Source organism: Dietzia kunjamensis, from assembly GCF_045689975.1.
GTDB classification, from domain to species: domain Bacteria; phylum Actinomycetota; class Actinomycetes; order Mycobacteriales; family Mycobacteriaceae; genus Dietzia; species Dietzia kunjamensis.
Genome location: NZ_CP143297.1, coordinates 2491861 through 2518221, shown reverse-complemented (window position 1 = coordinate 2518221; position 26361 = coordinate 2491861). Strand labels below are relative to the sequence as shown.

General features: G+C 72.0%; 27 protein-coding genes. 18 read left to right on the top strand and 9 right to left on the bottom strand.

Translation table 11 applies throughout. The annotated features are described in order from the left end of the window. Positions 1–307 precede the first annotated feature (307 nt). The 5 genes from VZF99_RS11795 to VZF99_RS11775 are packed head-to-tail and all read left to right on the top strand — an operon-like array spanning position 308 to position 4829. Positions 308–1345 (top strand): YihY/virulence factor BrkB family protein, encoded by a 1038-nt coding sequence (locus tag VZF99_RS11795; protein WP_241742345.1) that lies wholly within the window; start codon positions 308–310, stop codon positions 1343–1345. A 10-nt stretch (positions 1346–1355) separates the two neighbouring features. Next, complete coding sequence (rfbB, locus tag VZF99_RS11790) at positions 1356–2408, top strand: dTDP-glucose 4,6-dehydratase (RefSeq protein ID WP_407334833.1); 1053 nt, start codon at positions 1356–1358, stop codon at positions 2406–2408. Beyond that, entirely contained in the window at positions 2405–3286 is an 882-nt protein-coding gene (gene rfbA / locus VZF99_RS11785) for a glucose-1-phosphate thymidylyltransferase RfbA (protein ID WP_407334832.1), read from the top strand. Before rfbB ends, rfbA begins: the two co-directional genes overlap by 4 nt. Beyond that, positions 3283–4269: a dTDP-4-dehydrorhamnose reductase gene (rfbD, locus tag VZF99_RS11780; RefSeq protein WP_407334831.1), complete on the top strand. Its 987-nt coding sequence runs from the start codon at positions 3283–3285 to the stop codon at positions 4267–4269. Before rfbA ends, rfbD begins: the two co-directional genes overlap by 4 nt. Next, positions 4266–4829 carry a YdcF family protein gene (locus tag VZF99_RS11775; RefSeq protein ID WP_407334830.1) on the top strand — a complete coding sequence of 188 codons (564 nt, stop codon included), beginning with the start codon at positions 4266–4268 and terminating at the stop codon, positions 4827–4829. Before rfbD ends, VZF99_RS11775 begins: the two co-directional genes overlap by 4 nt. 36 nt (positions 4830–4865) lie before the next feature. On the opposite strand, the gene VZF99_RS11770 is transcribed toward VZF99_RS11775, so the two are convergent. Continuing rightward, entirely contained in the window at positions 4866–5693 is an 828-nt protein-coding gene (locus VZF99_RS11770) for an oxygenase MpaB family protein (protein WP_067716932.1), read from the bottom strand. Positions 5694–5942: 249 nt separating this feature from the next. Between VZF99_RS11770 and VZF99_RS11765 the strand changes: the two genes are divergently transcribed. The 6 genes from VZF99_RS11765 (at position 5943) to VZF99_RS11740 (ending at position 9743) form a co-directional block, all read left to right on the top strand. Then, positions 5943–6749: an SDR family oxidoreductase gene (locus VZF99_RS11765; protein ID WP_082923945.1), complete on the top strand. Its 807-nt coding sequence runs from the start codon at positions 5943–5945 to the stop codon at positions 6747–6749. Between the two features lie 20 nt (positions 6750–6769). Next, complete coding sequence (locus VZF99_RS11760; protein ID WP_067716929.1) at positions 6770–7321, top strand: LpqN/LpqT family lipoprotein; 552 nt, start codon at positions 6770–6772, stop codon at positions 7319–7321. 64 nt (positions 7322–7385) lie between these two features. Then, entirely contained in the window at positions 7386–8045 is a 660-nt protein-coding gene (rfbC, locus tag VZF99_RS11755) for a dTDP-4-dehydrorhamnose 3,5-epimerase (protein ID WP_407334829.1), read from the top strand. A gap of 55 nt (positions 8046–8100) precedes the next feature. Continuing rightward, on the top strand, positions 8101–8235 hold the full coding sequence (locus VZF99_RS11750; protein WP_256385633.1) for a hypothetical protein: 135 nt from the start codon (positions 8101–8103) through the stop codon (positions 8233–8235). Between the two features lie 179 nt (positions 8236–8414). Continuing rightward, positions 8415–9191: an enoyl-CoA hydratase gene (locus VZF99_RS11745; protein ID WP_407334828.1), complete on the top strand. Its 777-nt coding sequence runs from the start codon at positions 8415–8417 to the stop codon at positions 9189–9191. A gap of 27 nt (positions 9192–9218) precedes the next feature. Continuing rightward, on the top strand, positions 9219–9743 hold the full coding sequence (locus tag VZF99_RS11740; RefSeq protein ID WP_132063077.1) for a protein-tyrosine-phosphatase: 525 nt from the start codon (positions 9219–9221) through the stop codon (positions 9741–9743). Between the two features lie 72 nt (positions 9744–9815). On the opposite strand, the gene VZF99_RS11735 is transcribed toward VZF99_RS11740, so the two are convergent. Further along, a complete protein-coding gene (locus VZF99_RS11735; RefSeq protein ID WP_167457827.1) occupies positions 9816–9977 on the bottom strand; it encodes a hypothetical protein in 162 nt (53 codons plus the stop codon). A 39-nt stretch (positions 9978–10016) separates the two neighbouring features. Between VZF99_RS11735 and VZF99_RS11730 the strand changes: the two genes are divergently transcribed. Further along, a complete protein-coding gene (locus VZF99_RS11730; protein WP_120284207.1) occupies positions 10017–10367 on the top strand; it encodes a DUF4229 domain-containing protein in 351 nt (116 codons plus the stop codon). 108 nt (positions 10368–10475) lie between these two features. Here the strand turns inward: VZF99_RS11730 and VZF99_RS11725 are convergent, their stop codons facing one another. From VZF99_RS11725 to VZF99_RS11715, 3 genes are all read right to left on the bottom strand, one after another. After that, positions 10476–11339 (bottom strand): hypothetical protein, encoded by an 864-nt coding sequence (locus VZF99_RS11725; RefSeq protein ID WP_407334827.1) that lies wholly within the window; start codon positions 11337–11339, stop codon positions 10476–10478. Positions 11340–11432: 93 nt separating this feature from the next. Beyond that, on the bottom strand, positions 11433–14033 hold the full coding sequence (locus tag VZF99_RS11720; protein ID WP_407334826.1) for an FtsX-like permease family protein: 2601 nt from the start codon (positions 14031–14033) through the stop codon (positions 11433–11435). Beyond that, complete coding sequence (locus VZF99_RS11715; protein WP_407334825.1) at positions 14030–14785, bottom strand: ABC transporter ATP-binding protein; 756 nt, start codon at positions 14783–14785, stop codon at positions 14030–14032. The genes VZF99_RS11720 and VZF99_RS11715 overlap by 4 nt, the downstream gene beginning before the upstream one ends. A 173-nt stretch (positions 14786–14958) precedes the next feature. Between VZF99_RS11715 and VZF99_RS11710 the strand changes: the two genes are divergently transcribed. From VZF99_RS11710 to VZF99_RS11695, 4 genes are all read left to right on the top strand, one after another. After that, the gene (locus VZF99_RS11710) at positions 14959–16011 is read left to right on the top strand and encodes a hypothetical protein (RefSeq protein WP_407334824.1); all 1053 of its coding nucleotides are present in this window, start codon (positions 14959–14961) and stop codon (positions 16009–16011) included. Positions 16012–16146: 135 nt separating this feature from the next. Continuing rightward, positions 16147–16989, top strand: a complete 843-nt coding sequence (locus VZF99_RS11705) for a hypothetical protein (RefSeq protein WP_407334823.1) — start codon at positions 16147–16149, stop codon at positions 16987–16989. A 287-nt stretch (positions 16990–17276) separates the two neighbouring features. After that, complete coding sequence (locus tag VZF99_RS11700) at positions 17277–18629, top strand: hypothetical protein (protein WP_407334822.1); 1353 nt, start codon at positions 17277–17279, stop codon at positions 18627–18629. Between the two features lie 150 nt (positions 18630–18779). Continuing rightward, complete coding sequence (locus tag VZF99_RS11695) at positions 18780–19409, top strand: hypothetical protein (RefSeq protein WP_208636642.1); 630 nt, start codon at positions 18780–18782, stop codon at positions 19407–19409. 81 nt (positions 19410–19490) lie between these two features. Here VZF99_RS11695 and VZF99_RS11690 read toward each other — a convergent pair whose 3' ends face one another. Genes VZF99_RS11690 through VZF99_RS11680 form a run of 3 tightly spaced genes read right to left on the bottom strand, consistent with a single transcriptional unit; the run spans position 19491 to position 22716 of the window. After that, positions 19491–20450, bottom strand: coding sequence for a 1,4-dihydroxy-2-naphthoate polyprenyltransferase (locus tag VZF99_RS11690; RefSeq protein WP_244200765.1), 960 nt, complete (start codon positions 20448–20450; stop codon positions 19491–19493). Then, the gene (locus VZF99_RS11685; RefSeq protein ID WP_407334821.1) at positions 20447–21709 is read right to left on the bottom strand and encodes an AMP-binding protein; all 1263 of its coding nucleotides are present in this window, start codon (positions 21707–21709) and stop codon (positions 20447–20449) included. The genes VZF99_RS11690 and VZF99_RS11685 overlap by 4 nt, the downstream gene beginning before the upstream one ends. A 20-nt stretch (positions 21710–21729) precedes the next feature. Continuing rightward, positions 21730–22716: a 1,4-dihydroxy-2-naphthoyl-CoA synthase gene (locus VZF99_RS11680; protein ID WP_407334820.1), complete on the bottom strand. Its 987-nt coding sequence runs from the start codon at positions 22714–22716 to the stop codon at positions 21730–21732. Between the two features lie 23 nt (positions 22717–22739). Here VZF99_RS11680 and VZF99_RS11675 point away from each other — a divergent pair, with 23 nt between their 5' ends. Next, the gene (locus tag VZF99_RS11675) at positions 22740–23840 is read left to right on the top strand and encodes an o-succinylbenzoate synthase (protein WP_407334819.1); all 1101 of its coding nucleotides are present in this window, start codon (positions 22740–22742) and stop codon (positions 23838–23840) included. Between the two features lie 258 nt (positions 23841–24098). Here the strand turns inward: VZF99_RS11675 and VZF99_RS11670 are convergent, their stop codons facing one another. Next, a complete protein-coding gene (locus VZF99_RS11670) occupies positions 24099–24689 on the bottom strand; it encodes a flavin reductase (protein ID WP_185950707.1) in 591 nt (196 codons plus the stop codon). Positions 24690–24848: 159 nt separating this feature from the next. Between VZF99_RS11670 and VZF99_RS11665 the strand changes: the two genes are divergently transcribed. Beyond that, a complete protein-coding gene (locus VZF99_RS11665) occupies positions 24849–26339 on the top strand; it encodes a WS/DGAT domain-containing protein (RefSeq protein WP_407334818.1) in 1491 nt (496 codons plus the stop codon). Positions 26340–26361: the final 22 nt, after the last annotated feature.

Below are 26361 nucleotides of genomic sequence, written 5' to 3'. Positions count from 1 at the left end.
TCCTGATGGATGGCCTGAGGGGGCGGGTCGAACTGGTCGATCAGCTGCGAAAGCGATGTAATCCGCGTCACGTTTCGAACGTTCGTTAAGTTAATCGGGCGTTGACGTCTTGTCAAGACAATCATTGTCATGGATTGCGCATTGCAACACGCAGCACCAGGCACTCGGATGCCCAGGCGGATGGTCGTGGTGGGCGCGGCGTGTGGCGCGCCCACGCGGGATGAGCGCCGACAGCAGTCACAATCGGGACATGACGACATCCGGAGGGCCCGCGGCGACTGCCCGCAGAGGATTGCGGACCGTCCGAATGGTACTCGTGCGGTCCGTGGGGGAGTTCCTGCGCGACCGCGGCCCCGATCTCGCGGGCTCGCTCACCTTCTACGGCGTGCTCTCGCTCTTCCCGGCGATCCTGGTGGTGATCTCGCTGCTCGGCGTGTTCGGCCAGGGGAACCGGACCGTCGACGCCGTCATGGACATGCTCTCCGACGTCGCGCCGCCCGACGTGCTCGACCCGGTCCGCGGGCCGATCGAGGCGTTGGTGACCACGCCGGCCGCCGGGACAGCACTCCTCGTGGGCACGGTCGTGGCGCTGTGGTCGGCCTCACGCTATGTGTGGGCGCTGGGCCGCGCGATGAACGCCGTGTACGGGGTCGAGGAGGGGCGGCCCATCTGGCGGCTGATGCCCGCCGGGGCGCTGCTTACGGCATTGCTCATCGCGTTGGTGGTCGTCGGCGGTCTGGCCCTGGTGTTCACCGGCCCCGTCGCAGAGACGGTCGGCGGGTGGATCGGCCTCGGTGACACCGCACTGGCCGTATGGGAGATCGCCAAGTGGCCGGCCGGGATGGTGTCGGCGGTTCTCGCGCTGGCGATCCTCTACCGGTTCGCCCCCAATGTGTCGGGACGCAGGTTCAGCTGGGTGTCCCTCGGAGCGGCGGCGGCGCTGGTGATCATCGGCGTGGCCACCGCCGGATTCGACTTCTTCGTCTCCAGGTTCGGAAACTTCAACGAGGTGTACGGATCTCTCGCGGGGGTGATCGTCTTCCTGCTGTGGCTGTGGTTGGTGAACATGGCGGTGGTCTACGGCGTCCGGCTGGATGCGGAGGTGCTGCGTGTGCGGCAGTTGCGCGCGGGGATCTCCGCGGAGGAGGCGGTACTGGTGACCCCGCGGGTGACGGCCGCGAGCGAGCGCCAGGCCCGGCGACGGGAGGAGATGCTCGCCGCCTATCGGGAGCTGCTCCGCGTGCCCGACGACCACACACTCGATGACCGCGCACTCGGCTCCTCGGACCACTCGGCAGCGGGCGTCACCGGGGAGGCGGCCGAGGCGGATCGTTCGCGGCGGTAGGGTTGGGTGCATGCGCCTCGTCGTCACCGGTGGAGCCGGGTTCATCGGCGCCAACTTCATCCGCACCGTGGTCCGTGAGCACCCCGATGCCCACGTCACGGTGCTGGATTCCATGACGTACGCCGCCAACCGCGCCAATCTGGACGGACTGCCCGACGAGCGGGTGGAGTTGGTCGAGGCGGACTGCGCAGACCCGGCGGTCACCGACCGGCTGGTCTCCGAGCTGACGGGGCCGGACGATGCCGTGGTGCACTTCGCCGCGGAGAGCCACAACGACAATTCGCTGGCCACCCCGTGGCCCTTCCTGCACTCCAACATCGTCGGCACCTACGCCGTGCTCGAGGCGTGTCGGCGGCATGACGTGCGGCTGCACCACGTGTCGACGGACGAGGTCTACGGGGACCTGCAGCTCGACGATCCGGCCAAGTTCACCCCGGACACTGCGTACAACCCGTCGAGCCCGTATTCGGCCACCAAGGCCGGGGCCGACATGCTCGTGCGCGCGTGGGTCCGCAGTTTCGGGGTGCGGGCCACCATCAGCAACTGCTCGAACAACTACGGGCCGTTCCAGCACGTCGAGAAGTTCATCCCGCGTCAGATCACCAACATCCTCGACGGTCGCCGGCCCCGCCTCTACGGCAGTGGGGCCAATGTGCGGGACTGGATCCATGTCGCCGACCACAACGCGGCGGTCCTGCGCATCCTGGGCGCGGGCGAGCCCGGCCGGACGTACCTCATCGGCGCGGACGGCGAGCGCTCGAATCTGCAGGTGATGCAGATGATCTGCGAACTAATGGGGGTCGCTGGCAGCGGCGGGGGACGTGGGGCCGGCGCGGGGGGAGACCCCGGTTTCGACCACGTCACCGACCGGCCGGGCCACGACCTGCGCTACGCCATCGACGCCACCGCCACCCGGGAGGAACTGGGCTGGGAGCCGCGGCACACCGACCTGCGCGAGGGCTTGCGGCAGACGATCGAGTGGTATGCCACCCATCGCGACTGGTGGGAGCCGGTCAAGGAGCGCGTGGAAGCGAAGTACGCGCGGACGGAGACGGTGCTGTGAAGGGCATCGTCCTGGCCGGCGGCAGCGGCACCCGGTTGAACCCGCTCACCCTGGCGACGAGCAAGCAGTTGATGCCGGTGTACGACAAGCCGATGATCTACTACCCGCTGTCCACGCTCATGCTGGCGGGGATCCGGGAGATCCTCATCATCACGACCCCCCAGGACGCTCCGCAGTTCCGCCGGCTGCTGGGCGACGGCAGCCAGTTCGGCATCGCCCTGAGCTATGTGGAGCAGGCGGCGCCGGAGGGGCTGGCGCAGGCGTTCGTGCTCGGTGCCGAGCACATCGGCGACGAGTCGGTGGCGTTGATCCTGGGCGACAACATTTTCTACGGACCGGGCATGGGCACGCAGCTGCGGCGCTTCGTCGAGCCCGAGGGCGGCGCCGTGTTCGCCTACCGCGTCTCCAATCCGAGCGAGTACGGGGTGATCGACTTCGACGCCGACGGCCGCGCGATCAGCCTGGAGGAGAAGCCAGAGGACCCGTCCTCCGATTTCGCCGTCCCCGGCCTCTACTTCTATAGCGCCGACGTGGTGGACGTGGCGCGCGGGCTCGGCAGGTCCGCGCGCGGCGAGTACGAAATCACCGACATCAACCGGCACTACCTGCGCGAGGGCCGACTGCAGGTGGAGGTGCTGCCACGGGGCACGGCGTGGCTGGACACGGGTACGCACGACTCCCTACTCGACGCGGGCAACTACGTCCGCACGATCGAGGACCGGCAGGGCCTGAAGATCGGCTGCCCGGAGGAGGTGGCATGGCGGATGGGATATATCGACGACGACGAGCTCACCGTCCACGCCCACGACCTGCGCAAATCGGGGTACGGCCTGTACCTTCTGGACATTCTGCGCCGCGAGAAGGGGCGCAGCCTGTGACCGCCGGCCGGTGGCCGCGGATCCTCGCGACGGGCGGTCGCGGACAGCTCGGGCACTACCTGGACAGGCAATCGAGGCGTCAGCTCGGCGGTGGCGCGGTCGCGGTGGGCCGCGACGAGCTCGACCTCACCGACCCGGCCTCGATCGCCTCCGCCCTGGACCGTCACGCACCGGAGGTCGTGATCAACGCGGCCGCGTACACCGACGTCGATGGCGCGGAGGCCGACGAGGTCACTGCGCACGCGGTCAACGCCGACGGCGTGGAATCGCTGGCCGTGGCGTGCCGCGACCGCGGGATCCGGCTGGTCCACATCAGCACCGACTACGTCTTCTCGGGCGAGGTCCCCGGCGGGGGAGACCCGGCCACCGCTCCGGCGCTCGAGCCGCACGACCCGACCGCGCCGATGACCGCGTACGGGCGCACCAAACTCGCGGGGGAACGGGCGGCGCTGGCGGTGTACCCCGAGACGACGATCGTCCGCACCGCGTGGGTGTACACCGGCCCCGTGCGCCACGGGCAGGGGCTGCGCGGCTCGGACTTCGTCGACACCATGGTCCGCCTCGAGCGCGAGCGGGACACCCTCTCGGTGGTGGACGACCAGTGGGGTTCGCCCACCTACACGGCGCCGCTGGCCGATCAACTGCTCGGCCTCGTCGGCGGGGAGGCCCGGGGCGAGTTCGACGCGCGGGGCCTGACTCTGCACCTGGCAGGGGGAGGCCGCGCGACGTGGTTCGACCTCGCCCGGGCGGTGTTCACGTGGTTCGGCGCGGATCCCGAGCGGGTGCGACCCTGCACCACCGAGGAGTTCCCACGCCCCGCCCCGAGGCCGGCCTTCTCCGTGCTCTCCGATGCCTCGTGGCGTGCCGTCGGACTGGAGCCGATGGACGACTGGACGCAGGATCTCGTCCGCGCGATCGCCCACGAGGGCTGGATCGCCCAGCGACAGCGGGAGCGGGGCGACCCCCCGGGACCCGGGTCGTGAACCGGACCCGCCGCGGAGTGCTCGCGGCCGGGAGCGCCGCGGTGGCGGCCGCCGCCGTCGCCGCGCTCGCCCTCACCGCGTGGGGCGCGTTCCTGCTGCAGCCGCGCGCCGACGGGCCCGTCCGCGCCGACGCCGTGGTGATGCTCGCCGGCGCCGACGACGGTCGCCACCTGTACGCCCGGGACCTCGTGGAGGCCGGGTACGCCGACACGCTGCTCGTGAGCAACCCCGGCGGCAACTCCGAGACGGTGGCCCGGCGACTGTGCACCGGAATCGCGCGACCCTCGGGCGCAGAAGTTGTGTGCTTCTCGCCCGACCCGCGCACCACCTGGGGCGAGGCGCAGGCGGTCGCCTCGATCGCGCGGGCGCGCGGGTGGGACCGGATCCTGGTGGTGACCAACCGGCCCCACACCCTCCGGGCGGGGACATGGATGCGCAGCGCCACCGGGCTGGACGTGCGGATGGTGCCCGTCGAGCGGCTTGACCGCGGGATGCTGCCGGTTCATCTGGTGTGGGAGGCCGCCGGATGGATCAAGGGCCGCGTCAACGGCCACTGGTGACCCCGGGCGGCCGGGGTGTTCCGCGCGAGGCGGGGCTCAGGCGGTCCGGGCCCGCATCGCCGACGGGGCCGCGATGGGCGCCCGGGTCGTGAGCCGCGGCGAGGACAGGCCCTGGTGCGCTCTGGTGATCCTCCCGAACACGGCCGCGCGGTCCATCGGACGGTGCGGGAGATCCAGCGCGCGGCGCACCTCCGACGGCACCAGGCTCGCCGCGGCGTCCACGACCGTCGTGCACGACCGGTGCGCGATCACCGAGTTCTCCGTGACCCCGGGGCAGGCGCGGGCGTCCTCCCGGAGCTTCCTCGCGGCGCGGCGACCGGCATCGGTGGGCCGGGCGCGGCCGCGGGACCTGCGCAGGAGTTGCTCGAGTTCGCGGACGGTCGAGGGGAAACTGCGGGCACCGTGGAGCCGCGCGAGGCCCGCCCACTGGTAGACGTACCGGTCGGATTCGGCGGGGGACAGGGGACGCCCCGAGAAGCGCTGGAAGGCGACGAGCAGGGCCCACGTCATGGCGGCCTGCGACCACTCGATCAGCCCGGGGTCGGAGCCGTAGAAGTAGTCGCCGTATTCGGTGGTGCCGGAGAACGAATTGTGGTCACGGCGGGCGTGCTCGATGGTCACCATGGCGTCGTCGACCGTGCCGAACGTCGAGATCTCCACGAGGTCGTGCAGGTAGTCGTCCATCGTCCACGGCTCGGCGTCCGCACCGCACGCGACCATCACGGCGGAGTAGGCGGGGTCGGCGGCGAGCATGAGTAGACCGGTCGTGATGCCGATCGGGGTGGACACGTCGCCGTGGACCCGCCAGATGGGATCGCTCGCCGTGAACCACCGCGGGCCCGGGATATCGAGGATCGAGCACACGGGTGAGTCCGCGCCAGCGCGTGGAATTAGTGGTGACATGCACACACCCCGGGGTAGTGGAGCCGCCCGAGGGGGCGGCCGGATGGGACCTGTCACGAACTCTAGCGCCCGGCGGCGCCGTAGTGAAAAAAAGCCGGAGGGTCCGCTGAGGAGATGCCGTGAGGCCCCGGCGCGGCCTGGCACACCGACATGGCCTCTAGGCTGGGCGACGCACGCCAGACGCATTCCGACCCTCGCAAGGAGACGGCCGTGACCGCTACCCCCCTGCCCGCCCCCCGGACCGGCCCCGTCGTCCCGGACCGCTTCGCCGGCCGCACCGCGCTCGTCACCGGTGCGAGCCGCGGGATCGGCCTGGGCATCGCCCGTCGCCTGCTCGCGGAAGGCGCGTCGGTGGTCATCACGGCGCGCGGCCAGGAGGGGCTCGACGACGCCGTCGCCGATCTCGGCACACCGGAGCGGGTGCTGGCGGTGGCGGGCAAGAGCGACGACGAGGACCACCAGCGTGAGGTCGTGGCCCGGGCCGAAGAGTCGTTCGGGCCCATCGACCTGCTGGTCAACAACACCGGGATCAACCCGGCATTCGGCCGCACGGTGGACATCGACCTCGCCGCGGCCCGCAAGATCACTGAGGTCAACGCCCTCGGCACCCTGTCCTGGACGCAGAAGGTCTACCACTCAGGCCTCGGCGAGCGCGGCGGCGCCGTCGTCAACATCGCCTCCATCGCCGGCCTGGCACCGTCGCCGGGGATCGGCTGGTACGGCGCCACCAAGGCGTTGGTCATGCGGCTGACCCAGGAGCTCGCCGTAGAGGTCGGACCCGCCGTGCGCGTCAACGCCGTCGCCCCGGGCGTGGTCAAGACCAGGTTCGCCGAGGCGCTGTATTCCGGCCGCGAGGAGGCCATGTCCGCGGCGCTGCCGGCCGGGCGACTGGGGGTGCCCGACGACATCGCCGGTCCCGTGGCTTTCCTGCTGTCCGATGACGCGCACTGGATGACCGGGCAGACCCTCGTCGTCGACGGTGGCGCGCACATCGTCGGCGCGGGACTACAGGGCTGACGGGGCGCGGGGACCCGGACATGACCTCTATCCAGGAGTACTGCGCGTCGACCGGTCGCATTCTCGAGGCGAGCCCACCGATGGCCGTGGCCGCACAGCCGCTGACCTGGGTGGACAGCCCGCCGTGGCAGCGCATCGAATCGCCCGAGCCGTCCGCGGTGATCTACGTGGACCCGGGTGCGCACCGTGACGGGTTCTCACCCAACGCGGTGGCCACCTGCGCCCGTGTCGCGCCCGCGATGGACACCGAGCAGGCGGTCGAGATGATCGTCGCCACCGCCGACGCACTGCCCGACTGGACACTGCTCGAGCAGGTCGCCGGTGAAGGGGACGAGTCCGCTGGCGCCGTCCGCAGCGTCTACCGCTACCTGCGGGGCATGTACACGGCCGAGCCGGGCCGGATGGCGACCTCGAGTCTGATCGTGGGATGGAGCGACGACGAGGCCACCTACATCTTCCAGTTCGTCGTCACCGGCTGGGACGAGGACGCCTCCGTCCACGACGACGCCATGGGCTGCCTGCTGATCGGCGAGTGGACGGCAGCGCAGATCGTGGACGCCATGCGCGGCTAGGGTGGTCGTCACCCGGGCGCCGGGGGCGACCGGGATCGATAGACAACGGGAAGGCGGGACCGGAGTGCAGCGACGCGAGCTCAGCGTGTCGGGGGCGTGGGAGATCACCCCCCGGCAGATCTCTGACGACCGCGGGGTGTTCCACGAGGCGTTCACCGACGAGACCTTCCGTCGGATGACCGGCCACCGTTTCGATCTCGCGCAGGTCAACGTGTCGGTCTCGGGGGAGGGGGTCCTGCGCGGCCTGCACTTCGCCGAGGTCCCGCCCGGTCAGGCCAAGTACGTGCTGTGCCCGTCCGGCACGGTGTTCGACGTGGTCGTGGACGTCCGCGTGGGCTCGCCGACCTTCGGTGAGTGGGCCGGGGTCATCCTGGACTCCGTGGAGCAGCGGGCGATCTACATCCCCGAGGGCGTGGCGCACGGCTTTCTGGCCCTCGAGCCGCAATCCACGGTGATGTACTTCTGTTCGGAGGGCTGGCGGCCCGGGGCCGAGCACGTCATCGACGCCTTCGATCCCAAGATCGCGATCGACTGGCCCGGATCGGCCCTCGACGGCACCTCGATCGAGCACGTCATGAGCGAGCGCGACCGCGACGCCCCGAGCCTGCTCGACGTCGCCGCCGCGGGCCGGCTCCCGCAGTGGGAGGAGTGCCGGGCCCACGTCGAACGACTGCGTGAGGCCACACCCAGGGTCGACGCCGAGTGGTGGCCGGACGAGAACTGACATACCCTTACGGGTATACCCCCTAGGGTATGATGTCGGATCTGAGGAGATTCTTATGTGTTACCCCGTCACCTGCCCCGTCTGCGGCAAGACCACGTGGGACGGCTGCGGTCAGCATGTCGACCAGGTCAAGGACACCGTCCCCGCCGAGCAGTGGTGCGACGGCACGCACGAGGCCGCCGCGAACTGACCCGGTCCGGTCCGGTCCGGTCCGAGCCGGGCCCGGCCCGGGGCCCGGGGTGACCAGAGGGGAGCGCCACGCCCCTCGCCACGCCCCGGTGGGGGCGCCCCGGCCCCGTCCCGGCCCGTCGACGGGCGCCGCGGGGTAGAACCAGGGGAGGCTAGCCCCTCATCCCCTCCGGAGGCCCCATGAGCACCCCCTTCGTCCTCGTCGAGCGCAGCGGCCCGATCGCTCGCGTCACACTCGATCGGCCCGAGCGTCGCAACCCGCTCTCCCTGCAGATGATGCGGGAGGCGGCGGCGGCGATCCGCGACCTCGGTGACGACCCGGACTGTGGGGTCGTCGTGCTCACCGGGTCCGGCCCCGCACTGTCCGCCGGGCACGAGATCAGTGAAATGGTCGACCGCACCCTCACGCAGGAGCGCGAGGTCTTCACCACGTGCGTGCAGCTCATGGAGACCATCCAGGCGATCCGGCAGCCGGTCATCGCCGAGGTGCAGGGCCACGCGATCGCCGCCGGCTGTCAGCTCGTCGCCACCTGCGATCTGGCCGTGGCGGTCGACACCGCGCGTTTCGGCACCCCGGGCGTGAAGATCGGCCTGTTCTGCTCGACCCCCATGGTGGCGGTCTCCCGCTCCATCGGCCGTAAGCGGGCCATGCAGATGCTGTTGACCGGTGAGACGATCGACGCCGCCACCGCGGTGGACTGGGGGCTGGTCAACGAGGCGGTGCCCGAGGGCCACCTGCGTTCCCGGGTCGATGAGCTGGCGCTGCAGATCGCCGACTCCAGCCCGCTGACGTTGGAGATCGGCAAGCAGGCCTTCTACAGGCAGATCGATCTGCCCCAGGACGACGCGTACCGCGAGATGGCCGAGACCATGGCCACCAACGCCGTCACCTGCGACGCCCAGGAGGGCATGTCCGCGTTCCTCGAGAAGCGCGCCCCGCAGTGGCGCGGGGAGTGACGCGCAGCGCGCACTAGGATCGTCGCCATGGCGATCTCGGTGATGACGGTGTGTACGGGCAACATGTGTCGGTCGCCGCTGGCCGAGCGTCTGTTGGCCGCGCGAACCGCGGCAGCCGGACTCGATGTGTCGGTCGACTCCGCGGGGACGCGGGCGGCCAATGGCGTCGAGATCCACCGCGAGACCCTGCGGGTGCTGCAGGGGTACGGGGGAGACGGCGGGGGCTTCGCGTCGCGACTGCTCACAGCCCGGCTGCTGACAGGACGCGACCTCGTCCTCACCGCGACCCGGGCGCACCGCGATGCCGTGCAGGAACTGGCGCCGTTGCTGTGGAAGAAGACCTACACGATCCTGGAGGCCGCCCGGCTCGCCGACTCCGACGAGTCCGTCACGCTCGCGGGTCTGTCGCGGGCGAGGTTGGGTATCGACACCGACGATCCCTCGCTCGACGTGGAGGATCCGATCGGCCGGGAGCCGGAGGTGTTCGACCGCACGGGGGCGCAGATCAGCGACGCCGTGGACTCCATCGTCCGCCTGTTGTCACGCAGCTGACCCGGCCGACGAGACCTGTCCGGGCAGGGCTGCATCGGGCAGGGCTGCGCCGGGACCCGTGCGCGGCCGACGTCAGGGGTCCAGCGGTTTGCGACGGTCCAGATCCCGTAGGAAATCAGGGTCGTCGTCCGGGGCGATCACCCGTGGGGGAGCCGGCCGTGACCCGGGCCCGAAGGCCCGCCACAGCAGGATCGCCACGGTCACCACTCCGATGAGTGCGAACAGCCAGATCACTCGAACCTCCTTGCCGCCACGATACGTATCCTGGGGACCATGAGCGAGCGAGACGAGACAACACACCCCGCGGAGGGGACGGCCAGCCCGGCGGCCACACCGGAGGGGTCCGCGCCCGGCGCGCGACTGGCCCGCAACATGGTCGTCTACACCGTCGTCCGACTTCTGCTGGTGGTGGCGTTGACGCTGCTCATCATCGGGATCGGCAGCCTGGCGGGTGTGCAGGTCCCCGTGCTCGTCGCCGCGATCATCTCTGTGTTGATCGCGTTGCCCCTGTCGATGGTGCTGTTCAGCCGGATGCGCGCGCAGATCAACTCCGATATCGCGGCGGTCGACGCCGGACGACGGGAGAAGCGCGAGGACCTGCGCCGTCGGATGAACGAGGCCTGACGCTCGTCGCACCAGACCGGCGCGCGGTGTCCGGCCGGAGTTCACGCCCGGCCGGAGTTCATGCCCGGCCCGAGTTCACACCCGGTCGGAGGGCATGCCCTCGGAAGGTCAGCCCTGCGGGCCGCCCGGCCAGAACGACCCGGGCCAGCGGAATGCGGGGAGCCCCACTGACGTCCCCGACTCGGTGGGGGTCTGCGACCCGGTGGGGCCGACCGACCCCGACGGGGCGGCGGACATCACGGATGTCAGCGGGCCCGGCTGCGGTTCCTGCGGCGCCTCGGTCACGGTGGGCACCGTCGTCGGCTGCTCGGACGAGCCGGTCCCCGTGGGGGTGGTGTCGCCGGGTTCGGTGGTGCCGGGAGTGCTGGTCCCGGGAGTGGTCGGATCCGTCACGACGGGCTCGGCACCGCCCGGCTCGGTCGTGGGCGGCGTCGTGGGCGAGGTGGGCGACGTCCCGTCGGTCGGGCTCGTCGGGGTATCCGGATCGTCCGTGTCGGGATCCTCGGTGCCCGGCTCATCCGGATTCTCGGTCCTCTCCCCGTCGCCGAGGAGCTCCTGATCATCCTCGAACCCGATATCGGTTCGCGGCTGGGCGGGCGTCCACTGTTCGCCCGTCGTCTCGACGGGTGCGGTCTCGCTGGGAGGCGCGTAGGTACCGGCCTCCTCGTCGGGTACGTACAGTGCCCCGGGAGCGGGCTGGACCCCGATGTAGTACCTGCTCAGGCAGTGATCGGTGACGTTCTGCGATCCGTCGGTGAAGATGGTGAGGCCGGGCGTCCCGCCGTCGGCCTCGGTCGCACATCGCGCGATGAACTTCCCGGGCTGCTCGTCACGCTCGGGGGTGGTCGGCGACGTGATCTCCGTCGCGGACGCAGAGCGCGGAGCCTCGGAGAGCACCTGTGGCTCCGGCTGCGCGCAGGACGCGGCCACCAGCGCTGTTGCGCCGGCGGCGAGGAGCACCCGAGTTCTCATAACGATAGTGTCTCAGTTCTGTCAAAGGATGGCTACCGGACGGACGGGGTGGAATCTTTTTCACCCCGGAGGACGGTCGGGAAGCGCGAGCATCTAGTCCGACGCGACCCGGGATCGGACCGCCCCGACGGAGGCGACGGCGGCGGCGAGGACAGCCGCGAGGACGCCCCCGAACCCCACCTTCACCAGATCGGCCACGGGTACACCATCGTTACCGACCCCACCGAGGTCACTGAAGATGCCTCCCGCGCCGGAACCGGTCCCCGTGAGCGCGGCCGCCCCGGCCGTGCCGAAGGCCGCCCCCAGCAGCACGCCCAGGGCTGCGGCGCAGGCGGCCACCAACGCGGTCTCGAGGACAAGCATGAGCCACACGCCGAAGCGGGTGACCCCGACGCCTCTGAGCAGGGTGATCTCCCGGGTCCGTTCCCGGACCGCCAGCGTGAGCGTGTTGGCGACCCCCACCAGGGCCAGTGCGACCGCCACCGCCAGCAACAACGAGCTGGAGGTGAGGACGGTCCGGACAGAGGTGGCGATCTGCTCGCGGGAGGCGAAGCTCTCGGTCACGGCCGCATCGGGCGCGGCGTCCACGACGGCGGAACGCACGCCCTGCAGTGCCGACTCGAGTTGCTGACCGGCCAGGGAGTCATCCATGCGCAGCCAGACCTCGGTGCGTGGGACGAACTGGGTGGGCACCTCCACGCCCTCCGGCCACGGGGACCCGTCGGGCAACTGCGCCACGGGCCAGGCGGGCACGCTCCCGGGCGCGGCCAGGGCCCACTGATCGCTCGTCCGACGCACGACCAGGTCGCGACCGTCGTCGTCGGAGAAGAAGGTGAACCGGACGGTCTCGCCGTCGCGGGCACCGGCGGCCACGGGGGAGGACTCCGGGAGCACGATCTCCCCGGGCCCGGGCAATACGACGTCGCGGCGCATCACGTCGCCGACCCGCTCCGGGTCGGCGACCCTGAGGACCGTGCGCTTTCCCCCGGGGCCCTCCGCGTACATGTCGGTCACGACCAGGGACTCGTCCACGCCCGGGAGCTCCGCCAGCGTCCCCGGCAGTCCCTCGGGCAGGGTGTCGCCGCTCGATGCGGTCACGGCGATGTCCAGCGGGACGCGGTCGACGAGCCGTGCCTGGATGGCCGGTCCGAGCAGGGCGATGCCGGTCACCATCGTCGCGGTGAGAGTCACGCCCACCAGTACGGCCGCCGAGGTGGCGGCGGTGCGGCGCGGACTGCGGGCGATGTTCCGTGCGCCGAGCAGACCCACCGGGCCGAGCAGCACTCCCACCACGCTGCCGAGCGCCCCGAGCAGGGTGGGCAGGGCACCGGCGACCACGGCCAGGATCCCCAGGAACGCGAGAACGCCCCACGCGCCGGCCTCGACGACGGCCCCCGCCTCGACGGCCGCCGACATCGAGTGCCAGCCGAAGGCGCCCACCACGGCACCCACCGCGACCATAGCCAGCCGCCGCCACCACGGGTCGGGCCGTACATCGGCCGGGCGCAGCGCCTCCAGTGGGCTGCCGGAGGTGGCGCGCCACAGGGGCGGGAGAGCGGTGACGAGGGTGACGCCCACGCCCACCGCGGCGGCGAGCAGATAGGCGGATCCGGGGACGCTGACCTCCTGAAGGGGAATCGTCACGCCGAGTCGGGGGGCCTCCCGGGCCGCGAGTGAGACCGCGAACCGACCCAACGCCAACCCCGCGGCGGTCGCCACGGCGCCGACGACCAGGGCTTCGGCCATCCCGGACAGTCGCAACTGCAGCCGCGAGGCGCCCAGGCAGCGCAACAGTGCCGTCTCCCGGACGCGCGCGGCGAACACCACCGCGAAGGTCGTGCCGATGACCAGGGCGGCCACCGCGACGGCCAGCACGGTGAAGGCCAGCAGGGCCCGGGTGTAGACGTCGCGGCTGCCGATGAAGGACTCCGCGAGAGCGTCCGCCTCGGCCGCGCCGGTGGACACCTCGACGGCGGACGTGCCCGGGATCCGGCCCAGGCGCTGCTCGATCTCCGCCGCCAGCGCCTCGTCCGACACCGTGCCGTCGCCGGCCACACGGATATCGCCCCCGGCCCCGTTCGGCGCCCACTGCTGTACCTGCTCGTCGACGGTGTAGAGGGGGAACGCCGAGTTCATGTCCGGTTGCCCTGCAAGGTCGAACAGCCCCACCACCGTGACGGGGACGGGATCACCGGCGCCGCTCGGCAGCACCTCGAACGTGGCGCCCAGCGGGAGGTCCGCGTCACTGCGGATCGCCACCTCACCGGGAGCGGCGGGGAGCCGCCCGTCGGCCAGCGGTTGCCAGCGCAGACCGTCGTCGGTGGCGAGCGCCGTCGTCGTCGTCACCTGTTGGGCGCGTCCCTCGGCGCGGACCCGCACGTAGGTCTGGGCGTCCACGGTGACGGCCCGCACCCCGGGGGTGGCGGCGATGGCCCCCAGGCCGAGCCGCTGGGCCTCGGCCGCTTCCTCGCGCGCGGCGTCGGTGCCGGCGGAGGTGCGGTCGCCGAGGTTCTGCACGAGCACGGCGGTATCCGAGTAGCGCATCCCGAAGGTCGCGTCGGCGCTGGCGGTCATCGTGCGGAGCACGCCCACGGAGGCCAGGACGAAGCCGACGGCCACGGCGATCGCCAGGACGGTGCCCAGGTAGCGGCCCGCGTGCGCGCGGAGCTGTCCCAGGACCAGATGGGGGCTCACGCGGTGGCCGGCTGGCGGCCGGTGAGTGCACGCATGGCGGTGTGGACTGACTCGGGGGTGGGGGAGGGGACCTCGTCGGCGATCCGTCCGTCCGCGAGCATTAGCACGGTGTCGGTGTGTGCGGCGGCGTGCGCGTCGTGGGTGACCATGACGACGGTCTGGCCGGCCTCGCGGACACACGCGCCGAGCAGGCCGAGCACCGATTCGCCGGACTCGGAGTCGAGGTTGCCGGTCGGCTCGTCGGCGAACACCACGTCCGGGCGCGGCAGCAGGGCGCGGGCGATCGCCACCCGCTGCTGCTGGCCTCCGGACAACTCGTGTGGACGCCGCTTCAGCAGGTCGCCGATCCCCAGCTCGCCGACCAGCGAGTCGAGGCGCGACCGATCCGGACGACGGAACGCCATCCGTACGGGGAGCACGATGTTCTCGCGCACCGAGAGCGCCGGTACGAGATTGAAGGACTGGAACACGAAGCCGACGCGGGTGCGCCGCAGCCGGGTCCGCCCCGCGTCACCCAGGCGGGTGATCTCGATCGATCCGATCGACACCGTGCCGTGGTCGGGGGTGTCCAGGCCGGCCAGGCAGTGCATGAGGGTGGACTTGCCGCTGCCGGACGGGCCCATCACCGCGGTCCAGCGCCCCTTGTCGATCGCCACGTCCACGCCGTCCAGTGCGCGTACCCGCACCCGCCCGTGGGAATAGGTCTTGCGCAGGCCGTGGGCCCGGATCGCGATCTCGGGGGGTGGGGTCACGTGTGTCCTTCCGTCGCGGCGTGCGTCCGGAGGTGAGTGTAGGGATCCCGGTTGTGGAGACCCCGTCCGACACGGCGTCCGGCCTGTGGCCCATGTGACTAATGTGACGTATGGTACGTGTGTGACTGGGCCGGACCCGGTCGTGCCCAGCTCCCGGACGACAAGGTGACCTCATGTTCCAGCGACGCATCCACCGCACCGCCCCCCGTTCCCGTTCCCTCGCCCTCGGTGGCGCCCTGGCCGCGCTCGCCGCGGTCGGCGGCGGCACCGTCGCGGCGGTGGGCGCGCCCGCCGCCGTCGAGGCCGGCGACATCCAGCTCACGCAGAACGCGACCGGCCAGGCCGCGGCGCAGGAGCTCCCGCTCGGTACGGCCGTCAACCTCGACCTCGAGCCCGTCGTCGCCCAGGCTGCCGGCGGAACCATCCCGCCCGGGACGACGGTGCAGGTCACCGGCCTGCCTGACGGTCTGTCCCAGGACGGCTGGGTCATCTCCGGCACGCCCACCCGTGCCGGTGAGTACGAGGTTCTCGTCACCGTCTCCAACTCCGGGATCTCGCAGTCGGAGAAGGTCGCCATCACCGTCACCGACGGCGCGGACGAGACGGGGGAGGGGGCGACGGCGAGCCCGGCCACCACGAGCCCCGCCACCACCGCGACCACCACGGACGAGACAGCGACGACCGAGACCACGACGACCGCCACGCAGTCCGACCCCACGCTCTCGGCGGTCTCCGGTGATCCGACCGCCGAGGACGACACCCTCGCCGGCGATGAGGGTGACGGAACGGGCGACGGTGACGGCACCGGTGAGGGCGCCGACGAGGCGACCGGGGACGACGACGACGAGGTCGGCGCCACCCCGGACCTGTGCGCGGTCATCGGGGACGGGCAGATGGACGGTGCCTCGCTGGCCCAGCTGCTGCCGCTGGTGACCGGTGGCGACGATGCCGAATCGGCCGGACTCGTGATGGTTCTGCTCAACACGGTCGTCAACCTGCTCCCGTCCGTGCTCGGCGAGGGCGGCTCGGTCGAGAGCCTCGGCTCGGTGGGTCAGATCCTCTGCTCGATCTCCCCGTCGCTGCTCGGCGGCGAGGCCTCCGGCGCCGCCACCACGGGTGTGGACGCCACCGCCGGTGGGGCGGCCACCGGTGCCGCAGCGCTCGACGGCGGCCCCGCCGCCCTGCTGGGCCTGCTCACCACCGGCGCGGGCAGCCTCGGGCAGTGATCCTCCCCGCGCCCCGGGGCAATGTCCCCACGGGGCGCGGGTCGGGGCGATAGAGTCCCCCTGTCGACCTCGGGCGGCCCGGTGGGGCGCAGTGGCTCGATTACGTCCGTCGCCGTCGAAGAGGGTCCATCACACATGTTCACCCGCAAGGTCGTCACCGCCTCCGCCGCTGCACTCGCGCTGGTCGCCCTGTCCGTTAGCGTCGTCAACGCGCAGGACGGCGACACCCTCCCCGACGAGGCCGCGTCCGGCAGCATCTCGCTCGGCAGTCTCGAGGGGGGCGACCCCGACGCGTCCAGCCTCGCCGGAGGGTCCGAGGGCGCCTCGAACGACGCCCCCGGCGAGGACGGAGTCGACGGTGAGGGCGGAGCCGACGGTGAGGGTGCCGATTCGGGTTCGCTCGGTGGCGGTTCGCTGGGCAGTCTCGAGTCCGCCAGCCTCGACTCCGCCAGTGGAGACGACACGAGCGTCGGTGACCTCGCGCCCGAGACCGATCAGGTCTGCGAGCTGCCCGCCCTAGGCGGCTCGGTCGCCAAGTTCTACCCGCTGCTGGGGATCGACGGGGTTCCCACCGGCGTCATCGATCTGATCACCTCGGCGTTGGATTCCTTCCCGAATCTGCTCGACATGGTCGCGGGGGAGGGGCGCGGGTCGGCGCTCGTCGGCGAGGCCGGCTCGCTCAGCGAGGGGCTGTGCTCGCTTGTCTTCGGCGGCGAGATGGTCCCGCCGCCGGTCACGGTGATCGTCGACGGTGACGGCAATCCTGTCAGCACGGTCACCGGCACGGCCACCGCCAGCTCCACCACGTCCGCCCCGGCCACCACCACGACCTCCGCCGACGAGGCCGGAACCGGAACTTCGATCGCCGCCTCCGACGACGCGAGCACCGACGGTGCGAACCGGGACGGTGTCGACCCGGACGACGCGGATGCCGGTGAGGCGGCGCTCGCGACCTCCGTCCCGGTCCCCGGCGCCTGACCCCGCCTCTCGGTCTCCTGCGGCCCGGCCCCGACACGGGGGCCGGGCCGCCGTGATTTTCCCGCGGCCGTCTCCCTGCGGCGCTGCGCATGCCGAAGCGGTGAGCGCGGATCCGCGCGCGCGGATATACCCAGGGGGTGTGTTACTGGTGTGACTCATGAGAGTCGAGTGAATTATGTGACAGGAGTAGACAGTTGGTGTGCATGTGGTTAGAGTGGCACTCGTAATGGTCTGCCCTCCCGTTCCGCGGAGTGAGCGATCTGAACCCCTCCGGAAGGAACCAGCCGATGCGTGCTCGCCTCGCCCGTCCTCGTCGTATCGTCCGGGGTCGCCTTGCCGCCCCCGTCGCAGCCGCAGCAGCGGTCGCGCTCGTGGGCGGAATGGTCATCGCCGCTCCCGATGCGCCCACCGTCCGTGACGACATCCAGACCGTCGCCGTGGCCGCCCCCTCGTTCGACGCCGGGGCGGAGTTCTCCTTCAACGCAGGAGCGCTCGTCCAGGCCACTCAGTCGGCCGGGTTCGTCGTCGAAGACGTCACCGGGCTTCCGGAAGGGCTGGAGTACGACGGCAACGGTGGCATCTCGGGCACTGTGACCACTCCGGGCGTGTACACCATCCAGGTGACCGGGCGTGGTATCGGCGGAGTCGTCACGATTCCCGTCACCCTGACGATCAACAATGCCGACGGCTCCGCGCCGACCGGCGTCTCAGGTGAGGGAACGGCCGCCGTGTACGGCAGCCTCGGCGGCGAGGCGCAGGCCGGTGGCCAGATCACCACGGGCTCCGACGGAACGGACGCGATCCTCGGCGCCGTGGCGGGTATCGTCTCCTCGCTCGGTGGAGACGCCGGTTCCGTTGCCGAGCTCGCCGCCGGTTCGACGGGACAGGGCGGGGTCACCCCGGAGAACCCTGATGCCCCGGATGCGCCGACCGGCCCGCTCGGCAGCGCGGCCAACGGTGAGCTCGGCCTCGGCAGCCTGTCGAACGGCGCGCCGGAGACCCCGGACGCGCCGGACGCCGACGGTCCCGGAACCGACGCCCCGGCCAACGGCTCGCTCGGCATGCCGGGTTCCACCGCCGAGGGCGAGGTGAGCGGTGACGCCACCGGTGGCCTGGACACCCAGAGCCTGGGACCGCTGGCCCCGCTCGGCTCCCTGATCGACTCGGACGCCCAGACCGGCTCGACCGCCGACGGCGACACCGAGACCACCGGCTCCACGATCCCCGGCTCCACCACCACCGGCGGGACCCAGACCGGTACCGAGATCGTCACCGGCGGGGACCTGACCGGCGGCGGCGAGATCACCGTCCCGGGATCGTCCTTCCCGGCGGACACCGGTTCCCTCGGGGCGCTGGCCCCCGGGCTGGCGCTGACGGGCGCCGCGCTCCTCGGCATCGCCGGGCTCAGCCTCGCGCTGGGCGGCGGCTCCTCGGTCCCGGGCTCCACCGCGATCCTGCCGGCCCTTCCCGGTTCGACCACCACGGGCGGCACCACCACCGGCGGATCGAGCGACACCGGCAACGGTGGCTCCTCCGGATCGGTCGCCCCGACCGTGGCCGCCGGTGCGCCGACCGTCGCCGCCGGCGCCCCGAACAGGGTCCAGGCCCCCGGGCCGACGGTCGCCAACGGTCGCGGCTGATCGACAGGCTCCCGGCGGCCGGGTAGGTCGCCGGTGACCACCTCCACCCCGGGGTCGTCTCACTTCGTGAGATGGCCCCGGGGTGTGGTGCGTTCCTGGGTTACCGTGGGGCGGTCGCGATCTCGCGGCGGTAACCACCGAAAGGCGTGTATGCGTATCTCCCTTCCTGTCGTCGCCTCCTCCCTCGCACTCGCCGCCATGGCCGCGGTCGGGGTCGCGTCCGGCCAGGCGGACGCGCCCGACCATGCGCCCCTGGTCGTCGAGGCCACCGACGTGGCACCCGCGGCCCTGCCGTCCCTGACGCTGCGCGTCGGCGAGTACATGGAACGGCGGGTCAGCGACTACGTCACCCCGCCCCCCGGCGCCTCGATCCAGTTCCGAGGCCTGCCGCCCGGGCTGTCCTACGATCCGGCCACCACCGCGATCAGGGGCACCCCCACCGTCGCGGGCGTGTACGAGCCCGTGGCGACCGCCTTCATCTTCGGGGTCCCGGTACGCACCGAGACGACCACGGTCACCGTCACCGGCGGTGCGGGCGGGACCACCGGCGGTACCGGTGGCGGCGGCGCCCCGGCACCGCGTCCCGCCCCGGCCCCGGCTCCGGCGCCCGTGGCCGCGCCGGTGGCCCCTCCGGCCCCCGGCACGATCACCATCGCCGATATCGACACGCTGCCGGTGCCCGAGCAGGTCAAGGACGCCCTCCGCGGTGCCGCCCTGGCCCTCAACAACGGGATCCAGTCCGCCTGGAACGCCGTGCCCGAGGGCTCACTCGGCAAGTAAGTCAGCAGGAACGTCGACGGCGGCCGGTCCCCGAGGTGGGGGACCGGCCGCCGTCGTCCGTGCCGGGCGGGGCTCGCCGGGTCAGAGCGAGGCGATCACGAACCCGGCGGCGACCAGCACGCTCCACGCGAGCATCGCCATCCCGGCCATGGTCAGCGCGGGGATGAGTCCGGCACCCGTCGCCCGTGCGCGCACCGGCGCGTTGGCCTTCCACGCCACCGGCAACGCCAGCAGCCCCAGCAGCGCCCAGGGCGTCGCCGGGACCAGTGCGAGCGTCGCCAACAGCGGCACCAGCAGTTCCAGGACCGCGTGCAGGCCGCGGGTCCGCGAGTCGCCCAGGCGCACGGCCAGCGTGATCTTGCCGGACTCGGTGTCCGAGGGGATGTCCCGCAGGTTGTTGGTGAGGTTCACCGCGCAGGAGAAGCTCCCCACCGCCACGGCCGCCACCACCGCGTACCAGGTGACCGACCCGAGCTGCGTGAACTGCGTACCGATCACGGCGACCAGGCCGAAGAACACGAACACCGCGACCTCGCCGAAACCGCGGTAGCCGTACGGGGACCTGCCGCCCGTGTAGAACCAGGCCGCCAGGATGCAGGCCACCCCGACCAGGATCAGCCACGGTGCCGACGTCGCACTGAGCACCAGCCCGGCGAGTCCGCCCAGTCCGAGGAACCCGAACGCGGCGCGCTTGACCGTCGTCGGCCGGGCCAGTCCCGAGCCCACCAGTCGCAGCGGGCCCACGCGGTCGTCGTCGGTGCCGCGGATGCCGTCCGAGTAGTCGTTGGCGTAGTTGACGCCCACGATGAACGACCACGCCACCACGAGCGCCAGGATCGCCTGCCACCACACGAACCCGCCCGCGAGCGCCGCGGCCGCCGAGCCGACGAGCACTGGGGCGAACGCGTTGGGCCAGGTGCGGGGGCGGGCGCCCTCGAGCCAGTGGGAGAACGTGGCGCCCCCGGGTTCGGTGGTGGCGGCGTCGGCGTCGCTGGCGGGAGGGGTCTCGCGGTGGATGACGGGATCGGTCTCGCGGCTCATGCCCCGATTGTCCCATCGAGGAAGCCCGCGGCGACGCCGCGTCGGTCCACCTTGCCGCCCGGCAGCATGGGCAACGCGTCCAGCACGGCGACGATCGCAGGGGCCGAGTGCGCCCCCAGAGACGCGGCCACGTGTGCGCGCAGGTCGTCCGGCGACGCGGAGGAGCGGAGCGTGACCGCCGCGACGGGCCTGGTCCCGAGCCGTTCGTCCGGGATCCCGACGACGACGACGTCGACCACCGCAGGATGCGTGCGGAGTGCATCCTCCACGGTCTGCGGGAGGAGCGTGAGCCCACCGACGCTCAACGCCTCGTCGACCCTGCCGAGGATCCGGAGCCCGCCCCCGGGGTCGAGCGTCCCGGCATCGTCGGTGCGGAACCATCCCGCCCGGGCGAACGCGGGGTGATCCGGTGCGTTCCTGTACCCCGACGCGAGCTGCGGGCCGGCCAGCCAGACGCGGCCCCCGTCGTCGTCGACCTCCACCGTCACCCCCGGGAGCGGGGCGCCGTCGTACACACATCCGCCCGCGGTCTCGCTCATGCCGTAGGTCCGGACCACCCGGATGCCGGCGTCCGCGGCGCGGGCGAGCAGCTCCGGTGCGGCCGCGGCCCCGCCGAGCAGGACCGCGTCGAGCTCGGCGAGCGCGGCCACGGCGTCGGGCGGGCCGTCGTCGAGGACCTTGGCCAGCTGACCCGGGACGAGCGAGGTGTACGCGCGCGGGCTGCCGCCCCCGGTCGCGGGCCCCCCGGTCGCGGGCCCTCCGGTCCCGGTCCCGGCCCCGGTCCCGGTCCCGGCCCCGGCCCCCGCCCGGCACGCGGCCACCGCGTCGGGCAGGGACGCGGGGTCGAACCCGCGGGTCACGTCCATCACGACCGGCTCGTGCCCGGCGCGCAGCGACCGCAGGATCACCTGCAACCCGGCGATGTGGTGCGCGGGCAGCGCGAGCAGCCACCGGCCGGGCCCGCCGAGCACGGTGTCGGTCGATTCGGCGGAGGCGGCGAGCGCGGCGGCCGAGAGCATCGCCCCCTTGGGCGTGCCCGTCGACCCGGACGTGCTCACCACCAGTGCGGTCCGGTCATCGATCGGGTCACCGGGGCGCTGGCTGTCGACGAGGATCCGGGAGCGCACCGGGTCGTCGGCCGGCACCGGCAGCAGCGCCGGCCCGCGGTCGGCGAGCATCTGCCCGAGTGCCGGGAACATCTCGGCGACCGCCGGGCCGCCGGGGACGGGCAGGGTGCGCAGTTCGCGGGTGACGGCCATGGCCGGCGAGCCCCCGACCGTCAGTAGTAGTACGGGTAGTCGTCCCAGTTGGGCTCGCGCTTCTCGAGGAACGCGTCGCGGCCCTCCACCGCCTCGTCGGTCATGTACGCCAGCCGCGTGGCCTCACCGGCGAACACCTGCTGGCCCATGAGTCCGTCGTCGGTGAGGTTGAACGCGAACTTGAGCATCCGCTGCGCGGTGGGGGACTTGCCGTTGATCTGACGGGCCCACTCGATGGCGGTGTTCTCCAGCTCGGCGTGGTCCACCACCCGGTTGACCGCGCCCATCTGGAACATCTCCTCGGCCGTGTAGGCCTGGCCGAGGAAGAAGATCTCGCGCGCGAACTTCTGGCCCACCTGCTTGGCCAGGTAGGCACTGCCGTAGCCGGCGTCGAAGGAGCCCACGTCGGCGTCGGTCTGCTTGAACCGGGCGTGCTCGCGGGAGGCCAGGGTCAGGTCGCTCACCACGTGCAGCGAGTGCCCGCCGCCGGCCGCCCACCCGTTGACCAGGCAGATCACGACCTTCGGCATGGTGCGGATGAGCCGCTGCACCTCCAGGATGTGCAGCCGTCCGCCCTCGGCCTTGACGCGCGCCTCGTCGATCTTGTCGGCCGTGGCGCCGACGACGTCCGAGTCGTGCTCGGTGGAGTACTGGTAACCGGACCGGCCGCGGATCCGCTGATCGCCGCCCGAGCAGAACGCCCACCCGCCGTCGCGAGTGCTGGGCCCGTTGCCGGTGAACAGGATGGTGCCGACGTCGGGGGAGCGGCGCGCGTGGTCGAAGACGCGGTACAGCTCGTCCACGGTGTGCGGGCGGAACGCGTTGCGCACGTCGGGGCGGTCGAACGCGATCCGCACGATCCCGTTGACACGGCCCTCGCCCACGTGGCGGTGGTAGGTCAGGTCGGTCAGGTCCTCCCCGTTCCGGAAGCCCTCGACCTCCCGCCACTGCGACGGGTCGAACGGGTTTCCGGTGGCCTGGTCCTGCGGTGCGCTGCTCTCGGTCATGGGTTCGACGTTAGCGTGGAGCCATGACATCCGTACCGGGCCCCGAGTCGATCGACGATCTGCTCGCCCGCGTGCACGTGGTGGCCCTGCCGATGAGGGTGCGGTTCCGCGGCGTCACCGAACGTGAGGTCGCGCTGATCGAGGGCCCCGCCGGGTGGGGCGAATTCGGTCCGTTCGGAGAGTACGACGATCTCGAGTCCACCCACTGGCTGGCCTCCGCGCTGGAGATGGCGTGGCAGGGCCCGCCGCCGGCGCTGCGTTCCCGGGTCCCGGTCAACGCCACGGTCCCGGCGGTCGCGGCCGGGGACGTCGCGGCGATCCTCGACCGCTTCCCGGGCTGTATGACGGTCAAGGTCAAGGTGGCCGAGTCCGGGCAGCAGCTCGTCGACGACGTCGCCCGCATCGCCGCCGTCCTCCAGGCCCGCCCCGGCGCGCGCGTCCGGGTGGACGCCAACGGGGCGTGGTCGGTCGCCGAGGCCGCCCACGCGATCCGGGTGCTGGACCAGGCGGTGCGTGCGGACGACGTCGCACGGGGCCCCGGCACCGGCCCGGTCTCACTGGACGGGCCGGGCCTGGAGTACGCCGAGCAGCCCTGCGCCACCGTCGAGGAGCTGGTGCAATTGCGGGAGCGCCTGGCCGCCGACGGGGTGCACGTGGACGTCGCCGCCGACGAGTCCATCCGCCGCGCCTCCGACCCCCTGCGCGTCGTGCGAGCGGGCGGCGCCGACCGGGCGGTCGTCAAGGTCGCGCCGCTGGGCGGGCCGCGTCGCCTGCTCGCGGTGGCCGCAGAGCTCGGGGTGCCGGTCACGGTCTCCAGTGCGCTCGACTCCGCGGTGGGGGTCGCGGCGGGGGTCGCCGCCGCGGCAGCGTTGCCGGGTGGTGCCGGGCGTGGCCGTCCCGGACCCGACGACGACGACGACAACGCGATTCCCGCCGCAGGTCTGGGCACCGGCGGGTTCTTCGTCGAGGACGTGGTCGAACCGGGCACGTTCGCCCTCGAGGACGGCTGTCTCCCGGTCCGCCCGGTGGCGCCGGACCCGGCAAGACTGGAGGGCCTGCGTGTGAGCGGTGAGGTCCGCGACTGGTGGCTGGACCGGATCCGCCGCTGCTACGACCTGCTCTGAGCCGCCGGCCCAATCCCTGCCGGTTGTCGCAGTTCTGCCCGCCGCCCCGCCGCAGCCGCCCCGCCGCAGCCGCCCCGCCGCAGCCGCGCCCCGCCGCCTGCCCAGCCTCATCCCAGCTCCGAGCAATCTCCCCCTGCAGCCGCGCGCAATCCCTGCAGCCGCACGCGAAATATCCTGAGCGTGTGCAGGAGTTGCGCGCGGCTGCGTCGGGGCGCTCGAGGACGGTGGCGGGTTCGGTGCAGACGGGCTGGCCGCGCCCTACTTCCGCGGCCGGGGAAGTTCGCGCGTGCGCGGGGCGTATCCCCACTGGTGGCGGCCCAACCGAGACGGCGGCAGCAGTGATCCGAAGTCGGGCAGACCGTCGTCGGCGAGCATCTCGTCGTCGATGGTCACGCTCACCACGCGTCCGAGCAGCATCGCGCTGGTGCCCAGGTCGATCACGTCATGGCGCACGCACTCGAACGCGATCGGCGCCTCGGCGACCCGTGGCGGCGCGACGACGTCCGAGGGGTCGGCGGTCAGCCCCTGCATCTCGAACTCGTCGACCTCCGGGCCGACGGGCGCCGAGGTGGCGTTCATGACCTCCATCAGCGACTCGGTGCCGATGTTCACCACGAACTCGCCCGTGTCCACGACATTGCGGTAGGTGTCCTTTCGTCCGATCGAGGTCACGGACAGGATCGCCGGGTCGGCGCAGGCGACGGTGAAGAAAGAATACGGCGCGAGGTTGGGCACCCCGTCGACCGAGATCGTCGACACCCACGCGATCGGGCGGGGTGTGATCGAGGCGGTGAGCAGGGCGTACATGCCCTTGGCCGGGGGATCATCCGGGGTGTGAACGACGCGCATCCGCCCATTGTGCCGCCGTCTGCGTTGCCGTTTCGGTCATAGCCCGGTGGGGCATGTCGACGCTGCTCTAGCGTGGGGACGAATCGACGGGTGCAAGAGTGAGCGGTCGGCGGTGAGCGGTCGGCGTTGACTGGTCGGCGAGCGAGAGGAGCCGGGGCTATGGCGGCGAACGACGGGATCCGGATCCCCCTGCGCGACCAGCTGTGGCTGCTCATGGACCGCCCGGACAACCTCATGTACATCAACTGTCTGGTGTGGTTCGCCGAGATCCCCGACTGGGATGAGGTCACCCGGGCCATCCAGACGCGGATGGTCGAGGCCCACCCGGTGTTCCACCGCATCCCGGTCCGCCGGGGCCGCCGCTGGTACTGGGCCGACGACCCCGACTACGACATCTCGAACCACCTCGTGCGCAGCCGGCTTCCCGAGCCGGGCGGTCGCGCCGAGGCCGAGGCCTACATCGCCGAGCAGATGGCGGTGCAGTTGCCGAAGGGGCAACCGCTGTGGCGGGCCGAGTTCATCGAGGGCTACCACGGGCACGAGGGCGAGCAGGAGGGGGCGCTGATCCTGTTCCGCGTCCAGCACGGCGTCGTCGACGGGATCCGGCTCACCCAGCTCGTGCTGGGTCTGTGCGACCACGAGGACGACTCGTCCCTGCCCAGCGTCGGCCGGGATCTTTCGCCCTCCGGCGGCGGCATCCTCGGGGCGGTCACCGGCGCGGGTGCCGGACTGGCCAAGGACTCGTGGGGGATCGCCCGGGGCGTGACCGGCGCCACACTCCGGTTCCCGCTGACGCTGGCCCGCCTGGCGCGGGACGTCGCGGCCCCCGGCCGGTCACTGACGCGGGTCCCGACGCGCGTCGTGGAGTCGTTGACGGACAACATCAACGCGGAGAACCGGACCGCCAACACCTACCGGGGCGTCTTCCGTCTGCTGTTCGAGCCGCGATCCCCCGAACTGTCCTGGAGCGGAAAGGCGCACGCGGAGAAGAAGGTCTCCTGGATCGCGGGGCTCGACCTGGCGGCGGTCAAGCGGGTGGCGAAGGTGCACGACACGACCGTCACCACCGTGATGCTGGCCGCCGTGTCCAAGGCGCTCACCGAGTACCTCGACACCCAGGGCGACCGGCGGGTCTCCGACATCAATCTCATGGTGCCGATGGCGGTCTCCCCGGTCGGTGACGAGTTTCCGGAGGAACTGGGTAACCACATCACGCTCATCCTCATGAGACTCCCGTTGTGGGTCGACGACACCGACGAGCTCATCGAGGCGATCACCACGTCGATGACGCGGGTGCGCTATTCCCTCGAGCCGCACGTCAACTTCGCCACCATGCTCACTGTGGCCGTCACGCCCGGCCCGGTGGCGCACGCGGTGATCGACCTGTTCGCCAACAAGACCGTCGGCCAGCTGACCTCGGTGCCCGGGCCCGTCTCCACCGTCTCGCTGGCCGGCACGCCGGTGTCGGGGATGCTCGGGTGGGTGCCGATGAGCGGCGACCAGGCGTTGGGGATCTGCATCTTCAGCTACGACGGCACGGTCTCCGTGGGGATCGCCACCGACGCCGAACTCATCCCCGAACCGGGAGCGGTCGCCGGGATGATCGAGGGCCAGTTCACCACGTTCGACGGCTGGTACGACGAGGACTGAGCCCGCCGCCGGCCACCGAGGG